General features: G+C 67.4%; 17 protein-coding genes and 1 riboswitch. Of the genes, 9 read left to right on the top strand and 8 right to left on the bottom strand.

Annotation, left to right across the window (positions count from 1 at the left end; translation table 11 throughout):
• Positions 1-360 precede the first annotated feature (360 nt).
• The 4 genes from J8403_RS20390 to J8403_RS20375 all read left to right on the top strand — a co-directional run bounded on the left by J8403_RS20390 (position 361) and on the right by J8403_RS20375 (position 5,899).
• Entirely contained in the window at positions 361-1,131 is a 771-nt protein-coding gene (locus J8403_RS20390; RefSeq protein ID WP_211124423.1) for a DUF6227 family protein, read from the top strand.
• Positions 1,132-1,718: 587 nt separating this feature from the next.
• Entirely contained in the window at positions 1,719-3,080 is a 1,362-nt protein-coding gene (locus tag J8403_RS20385) for a PP2C family protein-serine/threonine phosphatase (RefSeq protein ID WP_211124422.1), read from the top strand.
• A gap of 282 nt (positions 3,081-3,362) precedes the next feature.
• Positions 3,363-3,497: riboswitch (cyclic di-AMP (ydaO/yuaA leader) on the top strand.
• A gap of 11 nt (positions 3,498-3,508) precedes the next feature.
• A complete protein-coding gene (locus J8403_RS20380) occupies positions 3,509-4,699 on the top strand; it encodes a M23 family metallopeptidase (RefSeq protein WP_211124421.1) in 1,191 nt (396 codons plus the stop codon).
• Between the two features lie 255 nt (positions 4,700-4,954).
• On the top strand, positions 4,955-5,899 hold the full coding sequence (locus tag J8403_RS20375; protein WP_211124420.1) for an aldo/keto reductase: 945 nt from the start codon (positions 4,955-4,957) through the stop codon (positions 5,897-5,899).
• A gap of 70 nt (positions 5,900-5,969) precedes the next feature.
• Here the strand turns inward: J8403_RS20375 and J8403_RS20370 are convergent, their stop codons facing one another.
• The 3 genes from J8403_RS20370 to J8403_RS20360 form a co-directional block, all read right to left on the bottom strand.
• Positions 5,970-6,278, bottom strand: coding sequence for a hypothetical protein (locus tag J8403_RS20370; protein WP_211124419.1), 309 nt, complete (start codon positions 6,276-6,278; stop codon positions 5,970-5,972).
• Positions 6,279-6,385: 107 nt separating this feature from the next.
• On the bottom strand, positions 6,386-6,595 hold the full coding sequence (locus J8403_RS20365) for a DUF397 domain-containing protein (RefSeq protein WP_211124418.1): 210 nt from the start codon (positions 6,593-6,595) through the stop codon (positions 6,386-6,388).
• Positions 6,595-7,440 (bottom strand): helix-turn-helix domain-containing protein, encoded by an 846-nt coding sequence (locus J8403_RS20360; protein ID WP_211124417.1) that lies wholly within the window; start codon positions 7,438-7,440, stop codon positions 6,595-6,597. The genes J8403_RS20365 and J8403_RS20360 overlap by 1 nt, the downstream gene beginning before the upstream one ends.
• A 220-nt stretch (positions 7,441-7,660) precedes the next feature.
• Here J8403_RS20360 and J8403_RS20355 point away from each other — a divergent pair, with 220 nt between their 5' ends.
• Complete coding sequence (locus tag J8403_RS20355) at positions 7,661-8,287, top strand: ATP-binding protein (protein WP_211124416.1); 627 nt, start codon at positions 7,661-7,663, stop codon at positions 8,285-8,287.
• 19 nt (positions 8,288-8,306) lie between these two features.
• Here the strand turns inward: J8403_RS20355 and J8403_RS20350 are convergent, their stop codons facing one another.
• On the bottom strand, positions 8,307-9,026 hold the full coding sequence (locus tag J8403_RS20350) for a hypothetical protein (protein WP_211124415.1): 720 nt from the start codon (positions 9,024-9,026) through the stop codon (positions 8,307-8,309).
• Positions 9,027-9,373: 347 nt separating this feature from the next.
• Between J8403_RS20350 and J8403_RS20345 the strand changes: the two genes are divergently transcribed.
• The 4 genes from J8403_RS20345 (at position 9,374) to J8403_RS20330 (ending at position 14,806) form a co-directional block, all read left to right on the top strand.
• Positions 9,374-10,084 (top strand): hypothetical protein, encoded by a 711-nt coding sequence (locus J8403_RS20345; protein ID WP_246585912.1) that lies wholly within the window; start codon positions 9,374-9,376, stop codon positions 10,082-10,084.
• Positions 10,085-10,103: 19 nt separating this feature from the next.
• Complete coding sequence (locus J8403_RS20340) at positions 10,104-11,522, top strand: ParB N-terminal domain-containing protein (RefSeq protein ID WP_211124414.1); 1,419 nt, start codon at positions 10,104-10,106, stop codon at positions 11,520-11,522.
• Entirely contained in the window at positions 11,522-13,357 is a 1,836-nt protein-coding gene (locus J8403_RS20335) for a DEAD/DEAH box helicase (protein ID WP_211124413.1), read from the top strand. The genes J8403_RS20340 and J8403_RS20335 overlap by 1 nt, the downstream gene beginning before the upstream one ends.
• A 90-nt stretch (positions 13,358-13,447) precedes the next feature.
• Positions 13,448-14,806 carry a DNA cytosine methyltransferase gene (locus J8403_RS20330; protein ID WP_211124412.1) on the top strand — a complete coding sequence of 453 codons (1,359 nt, stop codon included), beginning with the start codon at positions 13,448-13,450 and terminating at the stop codon, positions 14,804-14,806.
• Here the strand turns inward: J8403_RS20330 and J8403_RS20325 are convergent.
• From J8403_RS20325 to J8403_RS20310, 4 genes are all read right to left on the bottom strand, one after another.
• Entirely contained in the window at positions 14,732-15,199 is a 468-nt protein-coding gene (locus tag J8403_RS20325) for a very short patch repair endonuclease (protein WP_211124411.1), read from the bottom strand. The two genes, J8403_RS20330 and J8403_RS20325, sit on opposite strands and share 75 nt — an antisense overlap.
• 124 nt (positions 15,200-15,323) lie before the next feature.
• Positions 15,324-16,526, bottom strand: a complete 1,203-nt coding sequence (locus J8403_RS20320; protein ID WP_211124410.1) for a L,D-transpeptidase family protein — start codon at positions 16,524-16,526, stop codon at positions 15,324-15,326.
• Between the two features lie 50 nt (positions 16,527-16,576).
• Entirely contained in the window at positions 16,577-17,419 is an 843-nt protein-coding gene (locus J8403_RS20315; RefSeq protein WP_211124409.1) for a hypothetical protein, read from the bottom strand.
• Positions 17,412-18,017, bottom strand: a complete 606-nt coding sequence (locus J8403_RS20310) for a SigE family RNA polymerase sigma factor (RefSeq protein WP_211124408.1) — start codon at positions 18,015-18,017, stop codon at positions 17,412-17,414. Before J8403_RS20310 ends, J8403_RS20315 begins: the two co-directional genes overlap by 8 nt.
• Between the last annotated feature and the right edge of the window lie 40 nt (positions 18,018-18,057).

Here is an 18,057-nt window from a genome sequence, read left to right as displayed (position 1 = left end):
CCTTTTACGTGAATGGGGGGGAGGCGGCTGCCCGGCAGAGGTGGGGCCACGGCACGGGAGCGGGCCCCGGGCGCGCAACGTCCGGACGCCATCGGGGCGGTGGAGCCCCGATGGCGCGGTGGCGGCCGCAAGACGGCCTCACGGTGGCCGACCGACCCACCCTGCCCCGCGGGCGTACTTGTTCGACCGGTCGGACGAGTGATACATCCAGGCCCTACGACGCAGGAGTGAGTGAGGCACAGTCACACCGACAGCTTCGCGGAACCGCAGCGCGGCGCGTGTTCACGCCGCTACGCTAAGTGCGCGAGGTGGTCGCCCGGGGGGCGCGGCGAATCAACGCCGGGAGGCGGGAGGAGAGACATGGGGCACTCACGAGCGGACGGGACCCCGGCCGAGCTGATGGACGGGCTGCTCGCCCGTGCGCAGAACGGCTTCGAGATCGGCGAGGCGGTGCTGGCCCAGGCGCGGAGCGCCCTGATGCACCAGTCCGAGCTGCGGTCCTGCCGGCAGTGCAATGAGCGGTGCGGCCAGCTCGGCTACAGCACCTACCGGCATGTCTTCCTGCTCCCCGACGGCAGCAGCCTGCTGCTGTGGGAACTGGAGCACAACACCGGCGAGGGCGATCGTCCGCTGTACGAGCTCTACGCGGACGAGGACGCCCTGACGCTGGCCGAGCGCCGGGTCCATGATCGCCTCGGCGGCGCCCGCTGGGAGGAGCTCGACGGGTTACCGCTGTGGCTGCCGGACCAACTACTGCACACGGCCGAGCCCCTGGAGAGTTCCCGTGCGTATGTGGCCGACAATTCGGCCGACCATGCCCGTCGAGTCCTGCGCCGCGCGGAGAACCCCGACCGCCCGGGCGAGGAGACCGAGCGGCTGCTGACGACCGCGTTCGCCCATGACATCGCCCTCGCGCCCAAGCCCCGGCGTCGCTCCGGCGGTCCCGACGCGACCTGGTGCCGGTTCTACGAGCACGCCTTCCTGCTCGCCGGAGGGGACGAGGTCGTGCTATGGGAGCTGGAGCACAACCTCACCCGGGACGGACGGCTGGTGTGCGAGGTCTACCTCGACGAGGTCTCGGCGGAGCTCGCGGCGGACCGCCACGCCCGCGCGCTGGGCGTCGACCTCTGACGTCGCATCGGTGCCTCTGGCGTCGTATCGGTGCCTCTGACGCATCCGTAAGCTCTGGCTCATCTGCCACCCCTGGCGCATCCGTAACTCCTGATGCACCCGCGACTCTGGTGCCTGATGCCTGGTGTGCCCGTAGCCGCTGACGCTCGCGTAGCCGCTGATGCCGTCGTGGCCTCTGACGGGCCGGCAGCGCGCCCGCCGCGTCACCTCTGACGCTCTCGTGGCCCTGACGCGCCCACAGCCTCTGACGCGCCGCGGGGTGCCCGCCGGGTGCCGGCCGCGTGCCCGCTTAGTGCCCGTGTGACGCCCTCCGGTGCCCGTGTGCGCCCTTCCACGTGCCCGCCGCCTGCCCGCGGCGTACGCGCGGGAGCCGGGCCCGCTCACGGCGCCCGTCCGGCACCCGCTTGGCCGACATCGATTCGCCTGGCAGCCCGTCAGCCGGAAGCCTGGTGACGAAGTGGCGAAGGCGACGAAGGCGACGAAGACGGAGAAGGTGGATAAGGCGGCGAGAGTCGCGGCGGCGACGCCGTGACGACGGCGACGCCGTGACGACGGCGGGACGCGGACCAGGGAAGCGAGAGAAGCCGGTGCGGGTGCGAGGGAGCAGGGCTCGTACGGGCGCCCGTACTCAGTGGCGTACGGCCTGGCCCCGGCTGAGCCGCCCGCACACCCACCGCCGCCGCACCCGTCTGCGCACGCTCATCGACACCGGCGCCGCGACCGGTGGTGCCTCCGCCGACGGGCTCACCGGCCCCACCGCGGGGCCCGTCCCGGCCGAGGACGCTCACCAAGGGCTGCCGGGCCGCCGAGTGGCCCGCTGGGTTCCCGCCCTCCTCATCCTCGGCGGCATCAGCTTCGACCTGGCCACCCCGTCCGGCTACACCGCCTCGCCCTTCTTCGCCGCCGCCCCTCTGGTCGCCGCGGCGCTCTTACCGCTGCGCCAGACCATCCTCATGGCCGTCATCGCCGTCCTCACGACCTGTCTGCTGGCGGAGTTGCACGGTGTGACGGACCCGACCCAGGCGGCCACCGAGATCGTCACGGTCGCCACCGTGACCGTGCTGGCGGTGGCGATCAACCGGGTCGTACGCCGCAGCTACCACCGGCTCGCCTCGGCGCGCGGCGTCGCGGAGGCGGCCCAGCGCGCCGTCCTGCCCGCGCCGCCCGCCCGTCTCGCCGGGCTCGAGATCGCCGCGCGCTACGTACCGGCGGAGAAGTACGCGGCGATCGGCGGTGACCTGTACGCGGTCCAGGACACCCCGCACGGCGTACGGCTGATCGTCGGCGACGTACGCGGCAAGGGGCTGGGGGCCGTGGAGGTCGTGGCGATCCTGCTGGGCTGCTTCCGGGAGGCGGCGGAGCAGGAGACGACCCTGGAGGCGCTCGTGGGCCGGCTGGAGCGGGCGCTGCAGCGGGAGGGCGCCCGGCGGGCCGACCTGGAGGTGTTCGAGGGGTTCACGACGGCGGTGGTGGCCGAAATTCCGCGCGGCGCCTCCACCCTGCGGCTGCTCAACCGCGGCCATCCGGCGCCGCTGCTCCTGGAGGAGGACGGCGCGGTGCGCGCCCTGGAGCCGGAGGCGGCGGCGCTGCCGGTGGGGATGGGGGAGTTGGCCGGGTGGCCGGACCGGGTGATGGAGCTGGGGTTCGAGGAGGGGGAGACGCTGCTGCTGTTCACGGACGGGGTGACGGAGGCCCGGGACCGCAACGGCGAGTTCTACGACCCGGCGAAGCAGCTGCGCGGCCGCCGCTTCGCCGATCCGCAGGAGCTGCTGGACGCGCTGGTGGCCGATGTCGAGCGCCATACGGACGGCGGGACGTCGGACGACATGGCGCTGCTGGCGGTCCGCCGCACCCCGGCCCGCGGGAACGGCCGGGGGAACGGGCGCGACGACGGTGATGCGCACCGCACCGGCCCTACGGGGGACGGCGATGCCTCCCACCGTGCGTAGCCGTCCGGGCCCATACCGTGCGTAGTCGACCGAGCTCCCTCCGCATAACAATTGCTGCACGATCGGCCCGCACGCGTTTTTGGGAACCTTTGACCAGTGTGCCGACTCGCCCCCATCTGTCCCCTCTTGAGCGCTAAGTTCATGCCAAAGGTGCGCGGATTCCTCAGAACAGCTTGGAATCACATCGCGCTCTCTATTAACGTTCGATAACGCAGCGCGGTCGTCACAACCGTCGCAAGGGCGGCACCGTGCGCCGTCGCCGAATCCCGTACGCACACCGGCAGTACCGCACCACCAGCAGCACCAAGGGAACCGGGGAACCAACACCTTGGGGTGAATCGGGTCGAACCTGACCCGTAGGAGACCTTCCTGCTCCGAACCCGTCAGCTAACCCGGTAGGCGAGAAGGAAGGAAAGGAGTGCGCCTCCGTGGCGTCCAACAGGTCTGCCCTGGACGAGGCCCCGTATCGCACACGGGGAGGCGGTTTGGGGACCGCCACCGCCTACGGCCCCGGCTTTGACGCCGGCGCCGGGATGAGTTCCGGGGACGGCCACTTCGCCCCCGACGATCGGTTCGCGGACGCGGATGGGGACGCGTTCCAGGGCCCGGGTGCCGGATTCGAGACCGAGCCCTGGGAGGAGTGGAACCCCACCGAGGAGTCCATCGCTCCCGTACGCGGCCGGCACCGCGTGGCCAAGCAGCGCGGCGGGACCATGGCGCGCAGCGGCGCCGTCCTGGGGGTCGGCGTGATCGCGGCGGTCGGTGCGGGCGGTATGGCCAGCGCCAAGGACCGTCCCAAGCCGCCCATTTCCATGCCGGATCTCGGCCATGTCGCCGATGAGGTCAAGGCCAGCCTGCCCGCCGCCAAGGACCTGCCCGGCATCGGCTCCTGGGCGTCGGACGACAGCGGCGGCCCGCAGACGGCCGCCGCCCCGCTCTCCCAGGCAGGCCTGACCAGCGAGGACGAGCAGCGCGGCACCACCGACGCGGGCGAGGCGCTCCGCGCCCGCATCCTCCAGCAGGCCGAGAACCAGCAGAACGCGGCGGACGAGGACAGCCGCACCGCCGCGGCGAAGGCGGCCGCGGAGAAGGCATCCGACCAGGCCGCGGAGGTGGCCGCCCAGCGCAAGGCCAAGGCCGAGGCGGAGAAGAAGGCCGCCGAGCAGCGGGCCAAGGAGGCGGCCGAGAAGAAGGCCGCGGCCGAGCGCCAGGCCAGGCTCGCCGCCGCGTACACCCTCCCCGTCGGCTCGTACACCCTGACCGCGAGCTTCGGCCAGGCGGGCGACATCTGGTCGGCCGACCACACCGGCCAGGACTTCGCCGCCCCGACCGGCACCCCGGCCAAGGCGGTGCACGGCGGCACCATCACCCAGGCGGGCTGGGCCGGTTCGTACGGCTATCGCATCGTGCTGACCCTCAGCGACGGCACCGAGATCTGGTACTGCCACCTGTCCTCGATGGTCGTCACCTCGGGCAAGGTGACGGCGGGCGACGTCATCGGCCGCGTCGGCGCCACCGGCAATGTGACCGGCCCGCACCTCCACCTCGAGGTCCGGCCGGGCGGCGGCTCGCCGATCGACCCGATGCCCTGGCTGCGCCAGCACGGGATGAACCCCTGATCAACCCATGATCAACCCCTGATACTCCGGCGGCTCTGGCGCTCTCTCCCCCCTTGACGCCAGGGCCGCCGGTTCAGGTCCCGACGGGGCCGCCCCTCAGAAACACCTTCGAGGAACGGCCCCCTCAGGAACACCTCCGAGGTAACGGCCCCCTCAGGAACACCTCCGAGGCCCCCCGAGGAACGACGCCCTCAGGAACACCCCAAAGGCAGACCCCCAGGAACAACCCCGCCCGGCCACTCGTTGTAGAAACGTATGGCTGACAACACACAGAAGATCGGTGACCTGTCCGTCTTCCCGTTCTCCCTCGGCGGGAACGTCTTCGGCTGGACCGCCGACGAGGCCGAGTCCTTCCGGGTGCTCGACGCCTTTGTCGCGGCGGGCGGCAATTTCATCGACACCGCCGATGTCTACTCCGCATGGGTGCCGGGCAACGAGGGCGGTGAGTCCGAGACCGTCCTCGGCAACTGGTTCGCCTCCCGGCGCAACCGCTCCGACATCGTCCTCGCCACCAAGGTGGGCGGCGGCTTCCCGGAGCCGCGCGGCTTGACCTCGTCCGCCATCAAATCGGGCGTCGAGGAATCCCTCCAGCGGCTGCGCACCGACTACATCGACCTCTACTACACCCACTACGACGATCCGTCGGTGCCGGTGGAGGAGATCATCAGCACCCTCGACGAGCTGGTCAAGGAGGGCAAGGTCCGCGAGATCGCCGCGTCCAACGTCAGCGCGGAGCGCCTGGAGGCCCTGCTGACCTTCTCCACCCAGGAGAGCCTGGCCCGCTACGTCGCCCTCCAGCCGCACTACAACCTGGTCTCGCGCGACACCTTCGAGGGCGAGCTGGCCGACGTCGCCGCCCGCCACGACCTGGCGACGATCCCGTACTACTCCCTGGCGTCCGGCTTCCTCACCGGCAAGTACCGCCCGGGCACGGCGGTCGACAGCCCCCGCTCCTCGGGCGCGGCCCAGCACCTGGAGACCGAGCGCGGCCAGAAGGTCCTCGCCGCCCTGGACGACGTCGCCGCCAACCACTCCACCGAGCCCGCCACGGTCGCCCTGGCCTGGCTCCTCGCCCAGCCCACGGTCGTGGCCCCCCTGGCCAGCGCCAGCTCCGTCGACCAGCTCCCGCCCCTCCTGGCGTCGGTCGACCTCAAACTGACCCAGCCGGAACTGGACCTGCTGACCTCGGCGTCGGACTGAGCACCCCCCGACCAGACAGAACTCCAACGAGGGCGGGCACCCAAGACCAGCCCAGACCAGCCCGCCCTCGTCACTCCTCCCGCACGAGGCCCGCATTCGCAGCCCGTGTCCAGAGAAGGCGCTGCCACTCATTGGCGTCCGGTGCGGGCTTGGTGGTCAGTACGGGGTCCGGGCCCGTCCCGATGAGATGCAGCAGCGACCGGACGACGCCGTGGCAGTCGTCCGCACCGAAACAATCGGCCAGAGCCCTGGCCTCCTGAGCCGTGACCGGCGTGGGGCTCGCGTGAATCTGCTCGACGCGCCTGTCGATCTCCTCCCCACTCGCGTCCCCATCGGGAAGCGGGCCATCGGCGATGAATGCCTGCACCTCGGGTCTCATACCCGAAATGATCGTCCGCGGCGACTGCCCTGGCTGGGCAAGACGCCTAGGCAGGGCGGGCAAGTCGAGGTACGAACACAGCGGTTAAGCGCCCACGAAAGCGGGCTTCAGCCCAACTGCCCGTCCAGCACGGCCGTCACGAAGTCCGCCCAAGCGCGGCGCGAGAACCCGAGTATGGCCCCGTCCGGATCCTTGGAATCCCGCACGGCGGTCAAGCCCTGCCGGAAAGCAGCCTCGACGCACTCGGTGTTGCCGGCGCCGCTGTAGGAGGACTTGAACCAGCCACCGTCTTTATCGGATATGCAGGGCTCGCGCATCAGATCTCCTCACGGACGTGTTCGATGAGGGCGGAGGACGCTGCCATGTCCAGCGCCTGAGCGCGAAGGTAGTCGAACGCGACGCGGTAGCGCTCCAGTTCCTCGTCCTTCTCCATGAAGAGCGAGCCGGCGTGAATGTCTACGTACACGACGTCCAGTGAGGGCTCGGCGCCCCCGAGGATCACGAAGCTCCCCATCGCCGCTGAGTGCGCGCCCTTGGCGAAGGGCAGCACCTGGAGCGTGATGTCGGGCGACTCGTTGGCCCGCAACAGGTGGTCGAGTTGCTCCCGCATCACATCCCGAGATCCGACGACTCGCCGGATCACCGACTCGTCGAGGATGGCCCAAAGATGTGGTGGCTTCGGACGGCTCAGGATCTCCTGCCGCTTCATCCGAAGGTCGACCAGCCGCTCGATCTCCTTCGCAGACAGGCGCATCTCCGAGGCATGCTGCACCGCTTCCGTATATCCGCGCGTCTGCAGAAGCCCCGGCACGTACAGGCAGGCGAAGTGATCCTCCCGAGCCGCCTCGTCCTCCAACGTGAACAGCAGGTTCATGCTCTCAGGCAGGGAATCCGCGAAGGAGGTCCACCACCCCTGCCGCTTTGCGTCCTTGGCGAGGCCGACAACGGCCTCCCGCTCGGTCTCACTCGCTCCGTACTCACGACACAGCGCGTCCACGATGGGCCACTTCACGGGTCCTTCTTGCGTCTCGTACCGGCTGACGGTTGCCTTCGAGACCCCGACGAGCCGACCTGCCTCTTCCAGCGTCATCCCCTTGCGGGCCCGGAACTTGCGCATCATGACGCCGAGCTGGCGTCGACGAGTAGTGGCCCGCGCTGGCATGACGACTATCTCTCCCTCCGAGCTGGCCACGACGGGGCCAGCGGCAACAAGGCTATGGGCGGCCGAAGTTGCCACACCACTGGATTCACCCTTCCGAGAATCCGTGAGAAGTTACATGGAGAGACTTCTCAGTGCCATACTCGCATCAGCGAGACTACGCAGCGCGGTCGTACGGACACGGCTGGGCGCAGCGCTGACGTAGCGCCCAAGGAGTGTGCCCATGCATACGTTCTCAGTCACCGAATCTCAGCCACGCCGATGTGTTTTCCCCTTCGCTGCCGAGGCCTCTCAAGTGGCCGGCCTGCGCCAAGCAGTGAGAGCGGAACTCGCCTTATGGGGGATGTCGGCCCTCGCCGACGAAGCGCAGCTGATCGTTACGGAGCTGGCGTCGAATGTGGTCAAACACGTCGGCCAGGGCTCCGTAGCCACTCTCGTTCTGGACGCTGGCCCAAACCAGCTCCGCATGGAACTGCACGACAAGAGCGGCAAGGAGCCGCAGCACCTCCACCCCGCCTGCGACGAAGAATCCGGCCGCGGCCTGCTAATCCTTGGAGCCCTCTCGACCACCTGGGGCACGGTCCGCACGACGGCCGGCAAGGCGGTCTGGTGCGAACTGCCGCTGGCCCTGGACGAAACTCGCCGGCGCATCCAGCGCGCGACGACAGTGATGGAGGCCTACGGACCGGCAGTCGGCAGCCCGGCCGCATGGCTCCCCGATCGCGCGGTGCTGGAGGAGTCAGTGACCAGCCTGATCCTGGACGTGCTCCATTGGCTGACCGCACAAGGTCTGGACCCTGACGACATCCTCGACCGCGCCCAGACCCACTTCGAGGCAGAGGCCGTGTGACAGTCACCGTGCCGGCGCGTCAGCGCGCGGCAGCACGGAGCATCGCGCCGGCGTCGGCAGGCAAGCCGTACTCATGGAGTTCCAGTGCAGCCTGGATCACCTGTTTTTCGGGTTGGTCGCGCCCATAAATCTGGATGAGGGTGTCGGCAACCTGGTCCTGGTGCTCCTGCCGGAGCACGGCGAGGGAAGCAGCGCTCTCAAAGGGAGTGAGTACCTCTGCGGCTTGCCTCAGCATGGCGACGACGGCCCCGGAACTCTCCTGACTGTCGAACCGTTCCGCCATGGCGGCCACCTGCGTCGCAGCAGCCACGTCGTACGCCCTCTGCTGCCGGTCCCCGTGCGAAGGGGGGACCGGCAGCGGCGCTGTTCCTTTGCGAGCGTCGGCCAACTCCGCCTCCAAGCCGGCCCTTGACTCAAGGAGACGCTGGTTAGCGCGCATCAAGCGGCGGTGTCTGGTCCGCAGGCGGCGGATCCTGTGCTGCAGGCCTGGGCAGACTTGGCAAGGCCTCTGCTCGGCTGCGGCATACACCTCAAGTACGTCGTCCCGTGAGATGCCCAGCCCTTCCTCGCTTCCGGCCCGTTCAGCAGCGGCTTGGTGCAGCGCGATGACGAACCCTTGCTGGGGAAGGCGTTGTCCGCTTCGGTAGCGAGAGAGATCGCTGACGTTCTTTTTCTTGTATCCGTGCGGCTCCAGTGCCTCAGCCACGTCTTTCAGGCGGCCGCCCAGATGCTGATACAAGACGATCAGTATCTGGGCCAGTGCCCGTCTTCCCGGTGGGACATCTTCACGGATCTTTGGCCCAGCCTGGCTGGGCTTCGGTCTGGCCTGCCTTGTTCGCATCCGGAATCTGTTCTTCCGTATTTGGGATCTGCTCTTCCTGCTGCTGCCGGTCATGCCAACCAATTGTGCATCAGCGAGATTTGACGCGTTAGCGCGCAACACGAGTACTCACTGGACCTGCGGCTGCTCACGGTTCTTAATTGGGTGACCGCCGAGGATTCGGAGGTGGAGTGTCATGGCTGGCGATGACTGTCGCGCTATGACGCTTCTTAGGCGTGCCTATACAGGTGAAGTGGAGACTCAAGATGGCGCTGCTGCCGTCGTGGCAGGACAAGACGTTCGGGGGCAAGAAGCTCGGGGGCAAGATCCGTGCGGCTCTGTGGCTCGAGAGCGAGGTGGGGGAAGGCAACATCTTCACGAAAGCGCAGCTGCGCCAGGCGTTTCCGGACGACGCTCAGATCGACCGGCGGGTCCGGGACCTCCGCGATCACGGTTGGCGTATCGACACCAGCCGTGACGACCTTGCGTTGAAGCAGGAAGAGCAGAGGTACGTCACCAAGGGCGCCGAGGTCTGGATCCCGGGCCAGGCGAAGACCGCCAAGCACAAGAACAGCCTCACGGACGCACAGCGCCGCAAGGTGTGGCAGGACGACAACTTCCTGTGTCGTACTTGTGGCGTCGGCGTGGGCGAGTCCTACGACGATGGTGGCATCGAACTGTCGAAGCTGAACATCGCCCGCCGCGAGGTCCTGATGCCGGACGGAAGCACTGAGTTCCAGTACGTCACCGAGTGCAAGCGGTGTGGCACGCGTGCTGGTGAGCACAAGGCGGACCTCGCCGAACTGCTGGGCACGATTGAGACGCTGGCCCCGTTGGAGCGGAAGGCCCTTGCGGCCTGGATGGAGGCTGACCGTCGGACGCTCGGCCCGCTTGAGAAGCTGTGGGGGGTCTACAGGACACTGCCGGCCGATTCGCGCGCGGCCGTCAAGCAGGCCGTGACCGACGAGGACAGCTGAGAAGGGGAGGGGAACGGCTATGACTCGGGAGTTCACCCCGCCACGGGCGGCGGAGTTCAGCGAACTCATCAAGAAGAGGCTGGAGGAAGTCAAGACGGCGGGAGGCACTCGGGAGACGGTCACTGTCGAGTGGAATGAACAGCCCTTGCACGTCGAGGTCATCGACCTCCCGCTCGATGGCTTGTACTTCAACCCGAGTACTCACCGTATCCGTGCCCAGCGGAGTCATGACCCTGTGAAGAACGAGATCCTGGACAAGGATCCGTACGGTGCAGAGAGCCAGCGCTATCTCCGGTTCCTGCTTCAGGCCGAGCCGGCGGACCCTAATCGCCGCGATCCTGACTTCGACAAGCTGAAGGAAAGCCTGAAGGAGTTCGGCCAGAACGACCCTGGTCTGGTTACCCATGACGGAGTCCTCGTGAATGGCAACACCCGGGCTGCGGCGCTACTGGAGAACGGCACACAGTCCATGCGGGTAGGGGTTCTGCCCGAGTCGTTCACGCTGGCGGACATCAACGCCGTTGAGCTCTCCCTGCAGTTGCGTGACGACCACCGTCGCGACTACTCATACATCAACCGTCTTCTGGCGATGGAGGAGCAGGCGGCGTTGGGCCGTACGCCAGAAGCGATTGCCAAGGTGTTCCGGATCAAGACGCCCAGGTATCACCAGGAGCGCTGGATCCTGAGCACGATCCGAGACATGATCGAACGCAGTAAGAGCGGTGGCGGTGTGGCGCTGCGACTCGTGGATTTCGAGGACGATCAGGAGAAGCTGAAGGAGCTTCACCGGGCCTACGAGAAGCTGAACGCAGCCGACCCTGACCAAGCGGAAGAGTTCAAGGAACTCCGGATGGCCGCCATCACACTCGGATTCGCCAAGACCGACGTGCGCCACATCGAAGAGGGATTCCAGAAGAGATATCTGGAGCGCACACTACCGACGAATCTGAACACTGCTTCCGCACAGGAGGAAGCGGTAGCCGTACCCGGACTCGGCGTCTCGGTCCCAGCCGCATCGTCCGCAGTCTCGGCAGCCAGGGCGCTCAACGACCAGATTCTGCGCGCTAAGGCAGCCGTACTCAGTACTGACCCCGCCGTTTCGGACAACGAGAAGCAGAGCGCGCAGAGTCTCTTCGACGACGCCAAGGATGCGTTCGACAAAGCGATCGATGCCGCCGGCCGGGACGCCCGCGTGCGCAAGCGTAAGCAGATGGCCCCGGCACGCCTGGCTGACGCGTGCGCTGACATCGACCAGTGCGTCGTGGACCTCGTGCAAGCTCGTGCCACGCGCTCCCTGGATGAGGAGGCCTTCGACGAAGCGGTTCTGAAGCTCCGGGACAGTCTTCACAAGCTGGCTCAGCAGGCAGGGCGCGGTATGCCGAACCCCGGCGACGGCGTCTCCTGGCTCATCGAAGCTGTGGCCCTGGAGGGCTCCTGATGGCCGAGCCCGCAGCCGAAACCTCACTGCATCTTGGGTTCGATGACACCAGGACCCGGGTCGTCCTGAGGACTACAGAGAAGTACCGGGAAGATCTCGTCCAGCTGGCTGCCCGTTTCCGTACGGGCGGCCAGCTCGGCCCGCTGGCCGCGTCAGTTGAACTGGATGATCTCCTAGGCAAGCTGAACGCGATAACTGCGTGGCCGCACCCCGTCGGCGTGACGTGGGCTCCGGAGCTGCAGTCACTGGTCGTGGGAGTCCTTCAAGACGCGGAAGCGGTCAAGAAGCGCCTCCATGAGACTCCTGACCACACCGGTGAAGTCCTCCCTGAGGAAGTGGTCGGCCTTCTAGGGGAGGAGTGGGAGGCTGAGCTAAGCGCGTTTCAGCGGCGGGACATCGCCAAGCTGCTCTCCCTTCAGCATGGGGCGAACTTCAGCGTTCCCGGGGCCGGCAAGACCCGCGTGGCACTTGCGGTGTACGCCGCTCAGAAAGCGCAGGGCAAGGTCAGCAGAGTCCTGGTCGTCTGCCCGAAGGCGGCCTACGAATCGTGGCAGTACGAGACTGCCGTCTGCTTCTCTCATCCTCTCCGCACGCATGTCCTCGACCGGTCCCTCGATCAGTGGGCGGAGGTCTTGGTCGTCAACTACGAGAGACTGGACCGCTCACTCTCCACTCTTGCCGGCTGGCTGAAGTCTGCCCCCGCGATGATCATCCTCGATGAGGCGCACCGGATGAAGCTCGGTGTCCGAGGCACATACGGGGCAGCTTGTATGGCGCTCGGCCCGCTTGCACAGCGGCGCCTGATTCTTACGGGTACTCCTGCGCCCAACGGTTCGAAGGACCTGGAGAGTCTGCTCGGGTTCGTCTGGCCTGGGCACGGCCAGCGCTCCGTATCGCGTGCGGTGGCCGGCGGGGACTTGGCGTACGCCAGCACGGTGCTTCGACCGCTGTTCACCCGGACGACCAAGCAGGAGCTTGGCCTGCCGCCGATGCAGTTGCGGATGAGGTATGTGGATATGCCTGACCTGCACGGCGAGATCTACAGCTCCCTGGTGGGGGGTGTCAGCACGGGAGATGCCCGGGAAGACCTCACCTCCCTCGGGAAGACAGCGCTGCGGCTGCTGATGGCGGCGACGAGTCCGGCCCTGCTCCTTGAAGGCGCTACCCGTTACGAGCCCCTGGCTTACCAGTTGCCGCCTCTGGAGATCCCGGAAGGCGATTCCCTGTACACGCTCATGCAGAACCTCCCAGACTACGAGCTCTCGCCCAAGTACAAGGAAGCCCTGGCGATCGTCGCGGAGAATGCCGAGCGTGGCCGGAAGACCCTGGTCTGGACGACGTTCGTTCGGAGTCTCACCACATTGGCGCAACTCCTGCAGAAGTACAGTCCCGCGGTTGTCTACGGCGGGACGCCTGACCGTGACGAACAACTCCGCCGCTTCCGTGAGGATCCGGGGTGCAAGGTGTTGATCTCCAACCCGGCGACGCTGGGTGAGGGCATCAGTCTTCACCATGTGTGCCACGACGCTGTGTACGTGGACCGTGACTTCATTGCCGGGCGCTTCCTGCAAAGTCTCGACCGTATCCACCGTCTTGGCCTTGCTCCCGGCACGGACACCAGGGTGACTGTGCTCGCCGTGCGGAACACGATTGACGAGGTGGTCGAAGCGCGGCTCCAGCTGAAGCTGGAGTTCATGGGGAAGATCCTGGACGATCCGTCCGTGCAGCAACTCTCTGACCTGCAAGAAGAGCCTTCTGTTGCGGCAGGTCTCGCTCCCAGCGATGTGGAGGCCTTGATTCGTCATATCGGTAGGAACCGGACTGTTCGTCAGTAGAGGGATGCAAGGAGCCGCCTGACCCGTTAGCGTCTACGCTGTCCCCTGGTAACGTAGTAATTTTGCGTGTCTTAGCCAGGAGGACCGTCCATGGGCGCCAGCCCCCCATGCTGCCCGCAGGGTATCCCGCCACTCACCTCTGTCGAAATCTGCGCGGGAGCGGGTGGCCAGGCCGTTGGGCTGCATAAGGCTGGCTTCGAGCATCGGGCTCTCGTGGAGTGGGATACTCATGCCGTGGAAACTCTCAAGGCCAATGTGAAGAATTGGTCTTGGTGGGATTCAGGGAAAGCCGAGGGACTTAAGTCCCAGGATGTTAACAGTTTCCTCGGATCTGATCAGCATAAGGGTCTCGGCCTCGGGGAACGGCGCCTTGATCTCCTGGCAGGCGGGGTTCCATGTCCGCCATTTTCGCTTGCCGGGAAGCGCCTTGGTGAAGACGATGAGCGCGATCTTTTCCCGGCTATGCTTAAGATTGTCAAGAAACTTCGGCCGAAGGCCGTAATGATTGAAAACGTGCGGGGGATTCTGGAACCGCCACAGGTTTTCATCGACTATCGTAGGCGGATTTTGGCTGATCTGGGGGACCTTGGGTATCTCGTGCCTGAGGTCGACCAGTCTTGGCCTGTGGAGAGGCAAGAGAAGGCCATGAGTTCCGTTTGGCGGCTACTTGAGGCCCGTGACTTCGGTGTCCCTCAGTTGCGCCCCAGGGCCATTTTGGTAGTCATTCATAAAGATGTTGCGAACGCTGATGATTTTGTCTGGCCGAAGAGGGTAAAGGGTGAGGTTTCCTCGGTCAAGGAAGTTCTCTATGAGAGTATGCTCCGGCGCTGCAAGGAATTCTGGGGCAAGAATGAGCAGGGTAAGCGTGCGAGTGGCAAGCAGCGTACAGGGCAACAGGTTTTCAACACTTGGCTTGAGCTAGCTGAGAAAGCCGAGACGAATTCCACCGAGGGCATCGCGCCTACGCTCGTGGGAGGTTCCAGGAAGCACGGCGGCGCGGATCTGGGGCCAACTAGGGCTAAGCGCGCGTGGGCGGCCATGGGCGTTGATGCTACGGGGGTGGCCAATGATCCCGAGGACTGCGATCCAGAGCGGGACTTGTTCCGCCCGGCGGGCCCGATGCTGACTGTCCAGCAAGCCGCCATGCTTCAAGGGTTCCCCGAGGACTGGCAGTTCCAGGGGCGGAAGACAGCACGGTACAGGCAAGTTGGGAATGCTTTTCCGCCGCCCGTCGCCGAAGCAGTGGGCCGTGCCATCGCGGCCGTGCTGCGCCCCGAGCAGCGTGAAGAACTGCTTGAGCCGTACGAGATGGAGAGCAAAGAAGACTCCGCCGCAGGCGACGTGGGCGCCTACCAGGTGGAGGCATTCCCCGCTTCAGCCCTTACCGTTCCCGCGCGCCGCCCGGCGGGCGATGACCATAGCGGCGATCTTGTCGGCGCACGTGGTTGATGGCTCGTGCTCCCAGAACCGAAGGACGAGCCACCCTGCCGCTATGAGGTTCTCGTCAGTGTCTCGGTCGCGCGCGACATTCCGCGCGACCTTGTCTGACCAATAGCCCGGGTTGGTCTTAGGGGACACGTAGTGCTCTGGGCAGCCGTGCCAGTAGCAGCCGTCGATGAAGACCGCCACTTTCGCTGGACGGAAGACAATGTCGGCTGTTCGACGCAGGTCGGCTAGCGGCCGGGCAGCTACGCGGTATCTGAACCCCTGAGCATGGAGCAGCTGGCGAATCACACGTTCAGGCTTGGTGTCCCGCGCCTTGATCGCCTGCATGTTCCGGCGTCGCGCTGCGGAGGAGGCCCACGAACCCGGTGGCGGCACCCATTGCTCAGAGTCGGACATGGAACCAGCTTCGCAGAGGCCCCGTGGACGATGCGAGCACGGGTGTTGTGTGCGTGCAGGGCCGCAGGACTGTGCCCCTCCCCACTGAGGTGGTAGGGAGGGGCACACAGCTATGTGGGTGTACTCAGCGCAGGGCGCTGAGCTTTTGCCAGGACGGGTAGGGGAGGTTCCAGTCGCCGAAGCCGTTGCCCGTGGAGACCGTGGCGCGGGTGGAGCCGGCTATTTCGACGATGTCGCCTCGGGTGGCGCGGTTGTAGAACCACTTGCCGTCGGCGAGGGACATGCCGACGCAGCCGTGGCTCTGGTTGCTCTGGCCGAAGTAGCCGAGGCCCTCGTTCCAGGGGGCGGCGTGGGCGTAGGTGCCCGAGGTGGTGAGGTGGACCGCCCAGGGGACGTCCTTGTTGTAGGGGTCGGCTATGCCTACGGACTCGCTGGTCATATTGACCATGGGGGCCTTGTCGAGGACGACCATGGTGCCGTTCCAGGTGGGGTAGGAGGGCTGGCCGGCGGATATGGGGATGGTCTTCTGCTTCTGGCCGTTCTCGTAGACGGTCATCGTGTGGTTCTCGATGTCGACCTTGGAGATCCGGGGCGTGCCGATGGTGAAGGTCGTCGAGACATCGCGGCGGAGGTAGCGGGAGTCGCCGGTGTTCACGCCGCTGAGGTGGGCTCGGAGGGTGACCTTGGTGTCCTTGTGCCAGTAGGTCTTGGGGCGCCAGTCGACGCGCTCGATGCCGGTCAGGGGGTCCTTGGCCCAGCCCCAGGAGCCTTCGGTCCTGGGGCTGGTGGAGATGGAGAGGGTGCGTTCCACCGCTGCCTTGTTGGTGACGGGGTGGTCGAAGGCCAGGGAGACCGGCTGGCCTATGCCGACGGTCGAGCCCTTGGACGGGGTGACCGTGACGCCGTTGGTCTGCTGGGCGGCGCGGGTGCGGAAGGTGGAGTGCTGGACGGCGGACTTGCCGGCGGCGTTGGTGGCCGTGGCCTCGACGGTGTAGGTCGTGCCCGGGGTCATGGTGCGGGTGGAGCGCCAGCTGCTCTTGGAGTGGGAGAGGGCGCCGGTCACCGTGGCGGCCTGGGAACCGGCGCCGTCGGGGACGACGCGGACCTTGGTGAGGGTGCCGTGGGAGGCGGTCACCTTGACCGTGGCGTCGGGGGCTATCGCCGCCGTGTCGCTGCTTGGGGTGATCGTGATCCGGGCGGGCTTGGCGTCGGCCGGGTCCACCGAGGCGGTTTTCGACGCCGACTGGCAGCCGGCCAGCAGGGCGACGGCGATGGCGGGCACCGTGAGGGTACTGAGGGTGCGCAGGGAACGGATGGAGAGCAGCACGGAGGACCTCTTGCGGGAGTCGTGAGGGACGGCGGGAGGGGAGGAGCGGCTCAGCAACGCCTCTTCGCCTCCTCGGGGTTGTTCCGGTACGGGCCGGGGGAGGCGGTGGCGGTGGGATCGAGGCGCCAGAGCGCGACCGATACGCAGTAGGCGGCGGGACCGTCGATGTAGTCGCCGGAGGGGGTGCCGATGCCCTCGGCCTGCAGCACCCCGACCCGGGTGCCCGAGCGCATCAGGACGACCTGGGCGTCATGCGGTGCGCGGGGCGAGTGCCAGCCGTAGGTCATGGTGGTGGGCTGATCGACCGCGGCCTTGTTCGACAACGGTGCGTCCAGCGTCTTGGGGCGGGCACAGTGGTCCTTCAACGTCTCCTCGAGGGAGGTGAAGACCTTCGCGGCCTCGCCGTCGCTCGCATAGGCGTTGATGGTGTGGCGCGCCTGCTCCGCCGTGCGGCCCTGGTAGTCGCGGGTGCGCTGGGCGAGGGGGCGCGGACCATCGAGGCGGCAGCCGGGGGAGAGGTCGAGCAGCGGTGCCCGGCCGTCATCGGCGGAACCGATGGTGGCCTCGACCGTCTTCCAGCGCATCATCGCGTCGAACGGCAGCGCCGAGGGGCGCAGGAGGGCGCCCGTGGGGATCCGCGCCCCGGGGACGCGGTCCGTTCGCGGGGCGGGCGGGGCCGCCGGGAGCGTACGGGAGGAGTCGTCGCCGGGCAGCAGCCGCCAGGAGCCCGCGGTCACGGCTGCCACCGCGAGGACGGCCGCGGCGGTGATGGCCGTGCGCTGCCGGGCCCGGCGCCGACGGCCCCGCGCCCGCACTGCTTCCGGGCCCGCCAGACGTATGGAGGGCTCGACGCCTCGGGCGATATCGCGCAGACGCTCGTCCAGATCAGCCATGGGAGGGCACCCCCTTCGGGTGGCAGGTGGGCGGATGGGGTGCCGGTGTCGGTGCCTCGGCGTCGGCGTCGGCGAAGGTGCCGGCATCGGTATCGGCGTCGGCGTCGGCGTCGGCGAGATGGGAGCCGAGGGCCTTGCGGGCGCGGCTCAGCCGGGTGCGCACGGCGCCGGAGGAGACGCCCGTCTCCCGGGCCACCTGCTCGATGGGCAGATCGAGAAGGTGGTGCAGGACCACGGCCGTACGCTGCTCGGGCTTCAGCCCGCGCAGGGCATGGATCAGCGCCACCCGGTCCGGGGCGAGATCGGGAAGATCGGGGGGCGGGCCATGGCGGAAGTGGGCCCGCATGCGGTTACGGGCGCGGCGCCAGGAGCTGACGGCGAGGCGCAGGGCGACGGTGCGGACCCAGGGGGTGGGATCGCCCTCGGCGGTCAGACGGTCCCAGCGCTGCCATGCCCGGGCATACGCCTCCTGCACCGCGTCCTCGGCCTCGGCGAGATCGCCCGTCGCTGCATAGACCGCGGCCACCAGCCGCTTCGCCGTAGCCGTATAGAACTGGTCGAAATCGGATGGTGTTGATGAAGATGATCGTTCTGACATGAATCCCCCGCGCCCCCACGTGCTCCCCGCTTCTATGTAG

The sequence above is a fragment of the Streptomyces yatensis genome (assembly GCF_018069625.1).
Taxonomy (GTDB): Bacteria; Actinomycetota; Actinomycetes; order Streptomycetales; family Streptomycetaceae; genus Streptomyces; species Streptomyces yatensis.
The sequence above is the reverse complement of the archived record's forward strand: the minus strand, read 5'-3'. Positions and strand labels throughout refer to the sequence as shown.